Origin of the sequence: Streptomyces sp. NPDC003023 (genome assembly GCF_042888225.1) — a bacterium.
GTDB lineage: Bacteria > Actinomycetota > Actinomycetes > Streptomycetales > Streptomycetaceae > Streptomyces.
In genome coordinates this window covers 1,066,258-1,076,886 of the sequence record NZ_JBIAPL010000001.1, presented here as the reverse complement: position 1 = coordinate 1,076,886, position 10,629 = coordinate 1,066,258, and the positions used below count along the sequence as shown (strand labels likewise).

The following is a 10,629-nucleotide window of genomic DNA, read 5'->3' as shown; positions in this document are numbered from 1 at the left end:
GGGAACGGACAGGGGGCGCTGGCCAGACTTCTTCCACGCGAGGGGTTCGATCACCATGACGACAACCGACATCTCCACCACCGTCCCCTTCCGGGAGGTGACGGATGCGAACGGGCGCATGTACCGGGTCGGCGAGTCCGACATCGACATCATGGGCCGCAAGCGCAAGTGGATGGTCATCCTGCCGTGGGTGGGCATGATGGGCATCAGCTCGGCGGAGTACGCCTTCGCGTCCGCCGAGGAGACCCTGCACACCGCGCACAGCTGGAGCAGTCAGCACATCTTCTGGATGCTGGGCGTCTGGGTGTTCTTCCAGGCGGCCGTGGCCTTCCCGGCCGGAAAGCTGCGTGAGAGCGGCCGGCTGCCGGCCCGCTGGGCGATGATGTGCGGTGCCGTCGGCACCCTGCTGGGCTATCTCTCCCTCGCCTACGCGCCGCACGTGGTGGTCGCCTACCTCGGCTTCGGCATGTTCAGCGGCATGGGCGCCGGCATGGTGTACGCGACCTGCGTCAACATGGTCGGCAAGTGGTATCCGGAGCGCAAGGGCGGCAAGACGGGCTTCGTCAACGGCGGTTTCGCCTACGGCTCGGTGCCGTTCGTCTTCATCTTCACCGGCTACATGGACCTGACCAACTTCCGGTGGGTGCTGGTGAGCGTCGGCGTCTTCCTCGCCGCCACGGTCGCCGTCGCCGGTTACTTCTTCCAGGATCCGCCGAAGAACTGGTGGCCGGCGGAGGTCGACCCGCTGCGCAAGCCGGACGACCCCAGGGCGCGCCGCGCGCTGGAGAAGAACCCCCCGGCGGTGAAGCAGTACACGCCGAGGGAGGCGTGGCAGACCGGCCGCGTCGCGCTGATGTGGTTCTGTCTGCTGTGCACGTCGGGCGTGAACATCTTCGGCATCGCGTTCCAGGTGCCGTTCGGTGACGAGGCCGGCTTCGCGGGCGGGATCGTCGCGACGGCGATGTCGCTCAAGGCGATCGTGAACGGCACGGGCCGCGGTGTGATCGGCTGGCTCTCCGACCGCTACGGCCGCAAGCAGTGCCTGATCTTCGTCTGCATCGTGCTGGGCCTGTCGCAGTACGGCATCCTGTGGTCGGGCAACATCCAGAACCTGCCGCTGTTCCTGCTCTTCTCCAGCATCTCCGGGTTCGGCGGCGGCGCCATCTTCCCGATGTTCGCGGCAATGACCGCGGACTACTTCGGCGAGAACAACAACGCCTCCAACTACGGGCTGGTCTACAGCTCCAAGCTGGTGTCCGGGCTGCTGGGTTCGGGTATGGGCGCCGTCGTGGTGGGCGCCTGGGACTACGCGGGCGCGTTCATCCTCGCCGGTTCGATCTCGCTGTTCGCCGGCTGTGTGGCGACGTTCCTGCACCCGCCGGGGCGACCGCGGAAGGGCCGGATCGCGGCCAATCCGCAGCCGATCAGCCGGGACATGGGCTGAGCCTGCGTTCACAACGGGGCCACGGGTGGCCGCGGCGGCCGGGAGACCGGTCACCGCGGCCACCCGGCCGTCTCCGGCCGTCTAGGACAACTGACCGTCGTAGTCGGGAAGTTTGAACGTCCGCTCGGCGTGGCCGCCGACGAGGTCCGTGGTGTTGTTGCCGATGTTGGCGATGATCGTGTAGCCCTTGGCCTCGATCTCGGCGCGCTTCTCGGTCTTGTACGCGCTGACCTCACCGAACAGGTCGGGCAGGTCGCGCACGTACAGCCCGTCGACCGGGTAGCCGGTCTTCTTCAGGTTCCAGTCGGTCAGGGAGTGGATGATGCCGGGGCGCGCGGTGACGAAGAAGACGTCGACGCCGCGGGAGTCGGCGTATCGGGCGAGGTCGCGCATCGTGGCGATGGCCGGGGTGGGCAGCTCCCAGAACGGGTGGAAGTGCGTCTCCAGCGACGTGTTGTCGATGTCGAGGACGATCGCCTGCTTCTCACCGGACGCGCCGGCGGAGCGCTGCTCGATGTACGGGCGCGCCTGGGCGACGACGGCGTCGACGTCCCGCAGCCAGGTGTCGTAGTCGACGCTCGCCGTCTGCGCGGTCGCCCGGGCCCGTGCGGTGTCCGCGTGGGCGGAGGCGACGGGAAAGGCTGCGACAACGGTGAGGGCGGCGCCGGTCGCTGTCGCGCGGACCGTCCATGTGCGTGCGTGCATGGGGGGTTCTCCTGGGTGTGGAGGCAGCTCAGGGAGCCCGTCCGGCCGTGATCGACCGAACGGGTTGACATGCTCGCGCTTAATCATGGACGGAAGGCGACGTTCTTACTACCGGCCGGTAGCGACTTTGTTCTCCGAGCTCGGCGGGCGAGCACCCCGCCCTTGGGCGGGTGCGTCGGCCGTCAACTGCGTGTCCCCCCGCCGTCGTCGTGGTGTGAGGCGGGCCCGCCCCCACCGTCGTCGTGGTGTGAGGCGGGCCCGCCCCCACCGCCGTCGTGGTGTGTTCGCACGCAGGGCCGGGCGCCGGCAGCCGGGCACCGCGTAGCGTAGTGATCAGGTCCACGCCTCCACCGTTTCCTCCGCGGCAGCCCTTCCCCTCCGGTCCCCCGCAGTCGCCGTACGGACCGCGGCCGGGCCCCCACATGCCGGGGCAGGTTCCGTACCCGGTGATGACGGGGACGTGGGTGCCACCCCGTCCCAGCTCCGCGAGGACTCGCGTCAGCCTCCCGGCTGACCGCCTCCTGCGGGACCGGACGGTCTCCGAAAAGGGGAACGCGGCCCCGACGTTCTGGACGAGCGACCAGCGGACTGCGCTCAAGAACGCACATCAGCCGGGCCGGTCGACGTCCACCAGCCCAACACCCGGCCGGCCATCGCTTCCGGCCGCGAACCCGGAGGGTCGAGACCGAAGTGATCTTCCAACACGTCGCGCAGGAAGTCACCGATCTCGGTCCGGCCGGCGCCGGAGCCGAGCCGCTGGAGGAGGGGGGCGAGCACGCAGTCGTACTCGTCCTGCACATCGTCGGCGACACCCAGCGGATCCCACTCGTTGAGCAGAAGCCGCAGGTCGTCCTCGGTGGAGGTGTTCCAGGGTCTCATCGCCCCGGACTCACCCCGACGCCCCGGACTCACCCCGAACCACCGTCATCACCCACCTGTTGATCCGAACTGAACCGGCTGGTCGCCGGTCGTGCCGTCGAGCATCTCGCGCAGGATGTCCAGGTGGCCGTTGTGTCGGGCCGTCTCCTCCGTGAGGTGGAGGAGGATCCAGCGCAGGTCGACGTGGAGGCCGTCACGGACGGCCCGCAGGGCCTGCTTGTCCAGGTCGGTCCCGGCGACCAGTTCGCGGTAGCGGGCGCTCTGTTCGGCGTATTCGTCGAGCAGTTGCGTGAGCGGGAAGTCGACGGCGACACGCATCTCGCGGTCGGGGTCCTCATCGGTCCACGGGCCCTGGTCCTCCTCGCCGAGGAAGACCACCTGGAACCAGTAGTACTCGACCCAGCGGAGGTGGTTGATCACTCCGTTCACGGTCATCAGCGGTGAGCCCGGCAGGAGCGGCTTGCGGGCGTTCTCCGCAGAGACGCCGTCGCACTTGGCACGGGCGATGTCGCGTGTGTAGTCGAGGAACGTGGTGAGCTGGGTGCGCTCGTCCCACGCGGGCGGCGTGTCGTCGATTCTGGTCATTGGGCGAAGCGTCCCCGATCACCGCGACGGATGTCGAGACATTTGTCGGCGGACCCCACCTGCTCCATCGGCATCCTTGTCCGGCCGACCGCGACGAAGCCGCCCGACGGTCCGGGTGACCTAGAGTTGGCGTGGTGAACGGGCAGCGCTCCAGAGCGGCGATGAGGCGGGCAGCAGTGCACGAGCGGGCACATCTTCGCTTTCGTGCTGTGCCGGCTCTGCTCGTGGCCGTGGTGGCGCTGCTGTGCGTCTTCGGGCACGCGGAACGGGACGCATCGGGAACACCCCCGGTCCTCGCGGAGCGTGCGCACGCCCCTGCCGTGACCGACTCGTCGGACGGTGCGGCGGCGCCGTGCGGCAAGAAGGCGACTGCCGATCAGCGCGTGAAGCGGGCCGGCAGCGCTCCGCCGTCCGCTTCGTGCCCCGCTCCCCTGTCCCCGCACACCGCCCCGGCGTCGAACCTTTCACAGCACTCCGGGGCGCCGGCGGGAAGCCCGGCGCCGCCGCCGACATCACTCCACTCGGTTCTGCGGATCTAGACCGGCCCGTTGGCCGCGTCCCTGAATCCTCGAGAACGGAGTTCCTCGGCATGTCTTCTTCCTCGCGCTCATGGCGCCGGGCCGGTACGGCACTGCGTGGTTGGCGGACCCGCCAGTGGACCGTGGCGGGCGCAGGTGCCCTGGCCACGGCGGTCCTGGTCGGCGCGCCCACCGACGTGGTGCCCAATCCGTTGTTCGGCCGGTCGGTCCCCGTGCAGTGGTGGAACTACCCGGCCCTCGCCGTCACAGCCGTGCTGGCCGGCATCGTCCTGAGCACGTACGTGCGTCCGCCCTCGCCCTCTCCGGAGCAACCGGAAGCCGCGGACGGCGGCCGTCTCGGAGCGGTCGGCGGCGTGCTGTCCTTTTTCGCCGTCGGCTGCCCGGTCTGCAACAAGCTCGTCCTTGTGCTCCTCGGAGCTTCCGGTGCCCTCAGCTATTGGGCTCCCCTGCAGCCGCTGCTGGCCGTCGTGTCGGCGGGCCTGCTGGCGGAAGCCGCGCTGCGCCGTCTGTCCGCCCAGACCGCGTGCACGGTCGCGGCCGGAGCATGACCCGCGGCCGGTTCCGCGGCCTGCGGTCGTACGCCTGACACGGCGGTGAGGGAGGGGCCCGGCTCCCGGGTCCCTCCCTCACCGCGTCGCTCAGCGGTTGCGCAGTGCGATCAGCGTGTGCTCGAGGTCGGCGGCGCGGGGACGGTTGTGGGGCAGCTTGGCCAGCATGGCGGCCATGCCGCAGGTGTTGGTGAGGGCGGAGAAGACCAGACCGCCCGCGATGCCCGCGGAGACGAGCTGGAACGCGGGGTGCACGACGAGGCCGAGCAGCAGACCGAGCAGCACCGCCGCTCCCGCGGTGAGCCGTACCTGCCGCTCCATGCCCCAGGTGGCACGCGAAGCGCCCTGGGGACGGTTCAGTTCGTGGCCGTCGGCCGCCCAGGCCCCCGTACCTCCCGACAGCGTGGCGGCGGTGACGCCGTTCTCGGCGAGCGTCCTGCAGGCGTTCTCGGAACGGGCGCCCGAGGCGCACACGACCAGGACGTCACCACGGTCGGCGGCGTGCCGGATGTCGGGCAGGGCGCGCCGGATCTGGTCGAGGGGGACGTTGAGGGCGCCAGGGAGATGACCGCCGGCGTACTCGCCCGGGGTGCGCACGTCGATGACGGTCAACTCGTGCAGCCGGGTGCTCGCCTGGTCAGTTGTGAGGGCCGTGGGCGTGGTCATGGCAGATGTGATCCTTACGTGTCGAGGGTGCCCCCGACGGGGGTACCGCGATGAGGAGTTCCAGGGGCGCTTGATCCGGCGGGAGCCGAACTCGTACGGGTGGGGCGGCATCGCGAACGGCCGCCAACGGGCTGGGGACCAGGACGACATGCGCGGTTGGCGGCTCGTGCCTCGTGTTCAGGCGATCACGTCGACGAGCATGAAGGCGGCAACCGCCAGCAGGACACCCGCGAAGACCTTCTGGAGGGCGGTTCCGGAGATCTTCGTGGCGAGCCGTTTGCCGTCCCAGGCACCGAGGACCGCGGCTCCGGTGAAAGGCGCGATGACTTCCCAGTGGAGCCCGGCGCCCGTTCCGGTGCCGGTGCGGGCGGCGAGCGCGGTAAGTGAGTTCACCGTGATGACGAGCAGGCTGGTTCCGACGGCCTGCCGCATCCGCAGCCCCAGAACGCCTACCAGGGCGGGTACGGCGAGAAAGCCCCCGCCCACCCCCAGGAAGCCCGTGACGGTGCCCAGCCCGGCACCAGTGGCGGCTGCCTTGCCGGGACGGGCCCGGTCCGGTGGCTCGCAGCCGGAGGGGCGCAGCATGCGCAGCGCCGCGAGCGCGGCGATGACCGCGAATGCCGCCGTCAGCGCCGCTGCGGGCAGGCGCCCGGCGGCGGCCCCGGCGAGAAAGGCGGGGACGACGCCGGCCGCGGCGAACAGCGCCCCTGTCCTCCATGCCACGTTGCCGTCGCGGGTGTGGGCGTACAGGGCGGTTGCGGAGGTGGCCACGACGATGATCAAACCGGCAGTGGTGGCCGCCGCCGGAGTGAATCCGAGCAGGTAGATCAGCGCTGGTACGGCGAGGACGCTGCCACCGCCGCCGAGGGATCCGAGGGCGAGACCGACGACGGCCCCGGCGATGAGGGAGAGAACCAGCAGGGTCATGTGATCCGGCCGCTGTTCCCGTGTTCGTCGACGACGGGGTGCCCGGCCGCGGCCCACGCGTTCATGCCGCCCTCGACGTCCACTGCGTCCGCTCCCCGTTCGCCGAGGAGCTTCGCCGCCTGCTGGGAGCGGTGCCCGCTGCGGCAGATCACCACCAGCGGACGCCCGTGTGCCTCGGCCGGCAGGGCACCGCCGACGACCAGTCTCGTCAGCGGTACGTGGAGGGCGCCCGGGACGTGCCCCGCGGTCCATTCGCACTGCTCACGGACGTCCAGCAGGACCGCCTCTGGCTGCTCGCCGCTCGTGCGGCCACGCGCCTCGTCGACCGTGACGCGGGGCCCGCTTCGGCGGAACAGGAACATCACACGCTTCCTTTCTTACAGGGGCAACGGCCGGAATCAGCCGGAGGTCAGGGACAGCCCGGCGTCCACCGCGGCATCGAAGCCGTCGTCGACGGCGACCACGTCACGGCCGGCGGCGTCCAGCAGAGAGGCGCCGATCGCCGCGCGCATCCCGCCGGCGCAGTGCACCCACACCGTCCCGTCCGGTACCTCGCCGAGGCGGCGGTGCAGTTCGTGGATCGGGATGTGGACCGAGCCGTCGACGTACCCGTCCGCGCGCTCCGAGTCCCGCCGCACGTCCAGCACGACCACGTCCTCGCCGCGCTCGCGCAGCTGGGCGAGGTCGGCGAAACGGGCGCGGGAGAAGGAGGCGAGCTGCTCGCCGGCGCGGATCCAGGTGGCCGGGTCGCCGGTGGCGGCGGCGGCCGGGCGGTCGATGCCGACCCGGGCGAGCTCACGCTGCGCGTCGGTGATCTGCTCCGGGGTGTCGGCGAGCAGGGTGACGGGCTTGCCCCACGGGATCAGCCAGGCCAGGTAGGTGGCGAGCTTGCCCTCACCCTCGAAGTTGAACGACCCGGCCACGTGCCCCTCGGCGAAAGCCACCCGGCTGCGCAGGTCCACCACCCACTCGCCCGCGGCCAGCCGGGCGGCGATCTCCTCGGCGTCCGCACGCATCGGCGGGGTGAGGTCGACCGGCGCGGGACCTGCGGCGTTGGCCGGGCCCATGTGCGCGTAGTAGGCGGGCACGTCGTCCAGCCCGGCGAGCATCTGTGCGACGAAGGTGTCCACGTCCAGGGTCAGCGCCTCGTTGGTCCTGCGCTGCCGGCCGATCGTGGTCGTGTCCCCTTCGGCCTGGGAGGAGGAGCAGAAGCTGCCGAAACCGTGCGTGGGCAGTACCGGCACGTCGTCGGCGAGCTCGTCGGCCAGCCGGTGCGCGGAGGCGTACTGGGCGCGGGCCAGCTGCTCGGTCAGCCGCGGTTCGACCAGGTCGGGGCGGCCCACGCTGCCGATCAGCAGCGACCCGCCGGTGAACGCCGCCACATCGCGCCCGCCCTCCTCCAGGACGTAGGAGGTGTGGTGCGGGGTGTGCCCGGGGGTGGCGATCGCCCGCAGCACCAGGCCTCCATCCACTGTCACGGTGTCACCGTCGGCAACCGGGACATGGGCGAAGGAGGCTTGCGCCCCGGCCGGCACCAGGTAGGCGGCACCGGTCACCCGTGCCAGTTCCAGGCCGCCGGTGACGTAGTCGTTGTGCACATGGGTCTCGGCCACGTACGCGATGCGCACACCGCGACGGGCCGCTGCGGCGATGATCCGGTCGATGTCGCGAGGCGGGTCGATGACCAGCGCGGCGCTCGGCCCGCCGGCCAGGTAGCTGCGGTTGCCCAGGCCCTCGACTTCCAGAGTGTCGACGAAGAACACGACTGTGACTCCTTTCTCGCCCAATGTACCCCTGGGGGTATCCGGCCATCCACACTAGCAAAATACCCACGGGGGTATTTCACCGGTCGGCGACATGCCGCATGACCGGCGTCTGCCGGTGCCGGCTTCACCGATCGACGGCGACGACGTCCTCGGCCGCACCGGGTCGGCGATCTCGGGTCGGATGAGCGACGCCCCGACGGAGTCGTCCGTGCCGCTGGGTGCCTCGGCGTCGACTGGGCCCGGGTCCTGTTCGGCGATGCGAATGCCCTCGGCGTCCGGCAGCACGACGAGCCCGTGGACGGCTCGGCAGATGCCGCGTTCCGGGGGCCTGCCGCCGAAGCCACCGCCGTGTTCGCGGCGCCGGGGACTGGGCGAACCCGGCGAGGCAGGTGCACGCGGCTGGGCCGGCTCACAGTGGACGATGCGATGGAGCAGGCCCGCGCGGTGCTGGGGGCCGGGCTGGGCCGGGCCGGGCTGGGCCGGGCTGGGCCGGGCTGGGCCGGGCTGGGCCGGGCTGGGCCGGGCCGGGCCGGGCCGGGCCGGGCTGGGCCGGGCCGGGCTGGGCTGGAAGGAGGAGACCGGCAAGCCCCTGGTGGTGGACTTCCGGCCGCACGAGCACGGCGCCCTCCGGGCGGATGCGATGTGCTCGGGCAGGTGTGCTCACGTGTGCTCGCGAGCGACAGGTGGTGTGCGACGATCGCATCACGCAGGCCACGAAGCTGACGCCCGGGGAGCGGAGCCAGGTGGAGGACGACGAGATACGCGCGCGGTTCGACGGCCGCCCGCGCGTCGAGCTGACGCCCGGCCGTATCACCGCCGCGAAGCAGCGCCGGGCCGATGAGATCGCTCACGCACTCGGCTACCGCCTGTCCGCCGTGCACAGTCTGTGGCCCGCCGGCGTCCAGCTCGTCTTCGAACGCGACGACGAGCCGCAGGCATGCCGCCGCAGGGAGCTCACCATTGCGCGACTGCGCGCGGACGGACCTCTGCTGACGGGGATCGAGCCGCCTCCGCCGCCACCCCCGGGTCCGCCGCCTCAGGCCCCGGCACATCCCCGGCCTCGGCGGTCGAGCCGGCCTCCTGCGGAGCCCCCGCCGCCGCCCGCGGCACCGGCCCGGCCCCGGGTTCCGCCACCGCCCCCGTTTCCGCCCCCACCACCTCCACCGCCGACGGACCCGGCCTCCTGACGCTGTCGCGCAGGGTTCCGGCACGGTCGGTGAACGAGCCCGGCGGGGAGCGAGAGCCGACGGGAGCGCGGGCCGGCGGGTTCGGGGCTGATGAGTCGTCAGGCCGTCGCGTGAGGGGGCGCTGCGCCGTCGGTGGGCGCCTTGGTCGCCACGCCCCGGTCACACGGCGGACGGGCGGCCCGCCCGGTGGACCCCAGGCCACCGGGAGGGCCGCCGCCGGTTCAGTGGCGGGCGCGCAGTGCCGCGAGGTTGAGGTAGCTCTTGCGGGCGACCTCGAGGGACTGCCCCGGATCCGTGGCACTGGGCGCGCCGTCGTGCTCGATCATCGGGTTGTGGTAGTTCTTCGCGCCGACCCGCCTGAAGAACGTCCGGTAGTCGATGTCGCCCTCGCCGAACGTCACCATGTCGTAGCCCTGGCCGTTCTGGGTGTTGACCGTGCCGTCCTTGGCGTGGAACAGCGGGTAGCGCCGGTTGTGGCGGGCCACGAGCCCCGCCGGGTCGAAGACCTGCTCCACCGCGGAGCCGTCGTGGGCGGTGTACGTGTGGAACTTGTACTGGGCCACGTGCGCCCAGTAGATGTCCATCTCCAGCCAGACGAGGCTCGGGTCGGTCGCCTCGAGGAAGTACTCCAGCTTGCGGATTCCGGAGCTGCGGGTCGGCCGGCCCAAGGCGTCGAGCGGGCCGCCGTCGAGCAGGAAGCCGTACGCCGAGTCGTGGTTGTGGGTGTAGAGCTTGATGCCTTCGCGGCGGGCGATGGCACCGAGGGCGTTCCACTTGTCGGCGGCCACGTCCCAGTCCGCGCGGTAGGAGCTGCCGGTGGGGTCGCCGCCGGTTCCCATGTGGGGCAGGCCGAGGATGTTGGCGATCTCCAGGTGCCGCTTGAAGGTGTCGAGGTCGGAGGGGGAAAGCGGCCAGGAACCCGGTATGAAGCCGTGGTTGCCCTGCGCGCGCAGCCCGTACTCGTCCAGCCAGGACCGCATGAGCTTCGCGCCCTCGACGGTCTCCAGGTTCGCGCCGCCCGGCGCGTTGGCGTGCTGGCGGTAACCGGCGAACTCGACCTGCTTGTACCCGTAGCGGGACAGCTGCTTGAAGACCTCGCGGAATCCGGAGGGCAGGTCGGTCGTCAGCGGGTCACGGCCCGTCGCGTCACGGACGGTGTAGAGGATCAGTCCGCGCTTGTGCGGTGGGACCAGGGCGGAGCGGCCGTGGTCGCCTCTGTCGTCCGGCTCGCTCTGTGCGAGGGCCGGTGAGGCACCGATCACCGGGGCGGCGACGGCCGCCGCCGCGGCGGCCGTGCAGGTGCTGAGGAAACGTCGGCGGCTGACGCCGAGGGAGCGGCGCAGCGATTCGTCGGTGGCGGTCTCTTCGGGATACGCGGTCACG

General features: G+C 71.4%; 10 protein-coding genes. 2 read left to right on the top strand and 8 right to left on the bottom strand.

The window, feature by feature from the left end:
- The first annotated feature begins 55 nt into the window (after positions 1-55).
- Positions 56-1,444, top strand: coding sequence for an OFA family MFS transporter (locus tag ACFYV1_RS04460; protein WP_389393839.1), 1,389 nt, complete (start codon positions 56-58; stop codon positions 1,442-1,444).
- A gap of 81 nt (positions 1,445-1,525) precedes the next feature.
- Here the strand turns inward: ACFYV1_RS04460 and ACFYV1_RS04455 are convergent, their stop codons facing one another.
- From ACFYV1_RS04455 to ACFYV1_RS04445, 3 genes are all read right to left on the bottom strand, one after another.
- Positions 1,526-2,149, bottom strand: coding sequence for an HAD family acid phosphatase (locus ACFYV1_RS04455; protein ID WP_389393838.1), 624 nt, complete (start codon positions 2,147-2,149; stop codon positions 1,526-1,528).
- A 594-nt stretch (positions 2,150-2,743) separates the two neighbouring features.
- Positions 2,744-3,028, bottom strand: coding sequence for a hypothetical protein (locus ACFYV1_RS04450; protein ID WP_389393837.1), 285 nt, complete (start codon positions 3,026-3,028; stop codon positions 2,744-2,746).
- Between the two features lie 48 nt (positions 3,029-3,076).
- Positions 3,077-3,613: a DinB family protein gene (locus ACFYV1_RS04445; protein ID WP_389393836.1), complete on the bottom strand. Its 537-nt coding sequence runs from the start codon at positions 3,611-3,613 to the stop codon at positions 3,077-3,079.
- A 589-nt stretch (positions 3,614-4,202) separates the two neighbouring features.
- Between ACFYV1_RS04445 and ACFYV1_RS04440 the strand changes: the two genes are divergently transcribed.
- Positions 4,203-4,700, top strand: coding sequence for a hypothetical protein (locus ACFYV1_RS04440; RefSeq protein ID WP_389393835.1), 498 nt, complete (start codon positions 4,203-4,205; stop codon positions 4,698-4,700).
- A gap of 90 nt (positions 4,701-4,790) precedes the next feature.
- On the opposite strand, the gene ACFYV1_RS04435 is transcribed toward ACFYV1_RS04440, so the two are convergent.
- The 5 genes from ACFYV1_RS04435 to ACFYV1_RS04415 form a co-directional block, all read right to left on the bottom strand.
- Entirely contained in the window at positions 4,791-5,366 is a 576-nt protein-coding gene (locus ACFYV1_RS04435; protein ID WP_389393834.1) for a rhodanese-like domain-containing protein, read from the bottom strand.
- Positions 5,367-5,543: 177 nt separating this feature from the next.
- The gene (locus tag ACFYV1_RS04430; protein WP_389393833.1) at positions 5,544-6,293 is read right to left on the bottom strand and encodes a sulfite exporter TauE/SafE family protein; all 750 of its coding nucleotides are present in this window, start codon (positions 6,291-6,293) and stop codon (positions 5,544-5,546) included.
- The gene (locus ACFYV1_RS04425) at positions 6,290-6,655 is read right to left on the bottom strand and encodes a rhodanese-like domain-containing protein (protein WP_389393832.1); all 366 of its coding nucleotides are present in this window, start codon (positions 6,653-6,655) and stop codon (positions 6,290-6,292) included. The genes ACFYV1_RS04430 and ACFYV1_RS04425 overlap by 4 nt, the downstream gene beginning before the upstream one ends.
- 36 nt (positions 6,656-6,691) lie before the next feature.
- Positions 6,692-8,056 carry a rhodanese-like domain-containing protein gene (locus ACFYV1_RS04420; RefSeq protein WP_389393831.1) on the bottom strand — a complete coding sequence of 455 codons (1,365 nt, stop codon included), beginning with the start codon at positions 8,054-8,056 and terminating at the stop codon, positions 6,692-6,694.
- A gap of 1,411 nt (positions 8,057-9,467) precedes the next feature.
- Positions 9,468-10,628, bottom strand: a complete 1,161-nt coding sequence (locus ACFYV1_RS04415) for a sugar phosphate isomerase/epimerase family protein (RefSeq protein WP_389393830.1) — start codon at positions 10,626-10,628, stop codon at positions 9,468-9,470.
- Between the last annotated feature and the right edge of the window lies 1 nt (position 10,629).

What these genes read in the sequence shown, in the direction of transcription:
- ACFYV1_RS04445 (WP_389393836.1), bottom strand. Translation starts at nt 3,613, where the DNA reads ATGACCAGAATCGACGACACGCCGCCCGCGTGGGACGAGCGCACCCAG.
- ACFYV1_RS04460 (WP_389393839.1), top strand. Translation starts at nt 56, where the DNA reads ATGACGACAACCGACATCTCCACCACCGTCCCCTTCCGGGAGGTGACG.
- ACFYV1_RS04430 (WP_389393833.1), bottom strand. Translation starts at nt 6,293, where the DNA reads ATGACCCTGCTGGTTCTCTCCCTCATCGCCGGGGCCGTCGTCGGTCTC.
- ACFYV1_RS04450 (WP_389393837.1), bottom strand. Translation starts at nt 3,028, where the DNA reads ATGAGACCCTGGAACACCTCCACCGAGGACGACCTGCGGCTTCTGCTC.
- ACFYV1_RS04425 (WP_389393832.1), bottom strand. Translation starts at nt 6,655, where the DNA reads ATGTTCCTGTTCCGCCGAAGCGGGCCCCGCGTCACGGTCGACGAGGCG.
- ACFYV1_RS04455 (WP_389393838.1), bottom strand. Translation starts at nt 2,149, where the DNA reads ATGCACGCACGCACATGGACGGTCCGCGCGACAGCGACCGGCGCCGCC.
- ACFYV1_RS04440 (WP_389393835.1), top strand. Translation starts at nt 4,203, where the DNA reads ATGTCTTCTTCCTCGCGCTCATGGCGCCGGGCCGGTACGGCACTGCGT.
- ACFYV1_RS04435 (WP_389393834.1), bottom strand. Translation starts at nt 5,366, where the DNA reads ATGACCACGCCCACGGCCCTCACAACTGACCAGGCGAGCACCCGGCTG.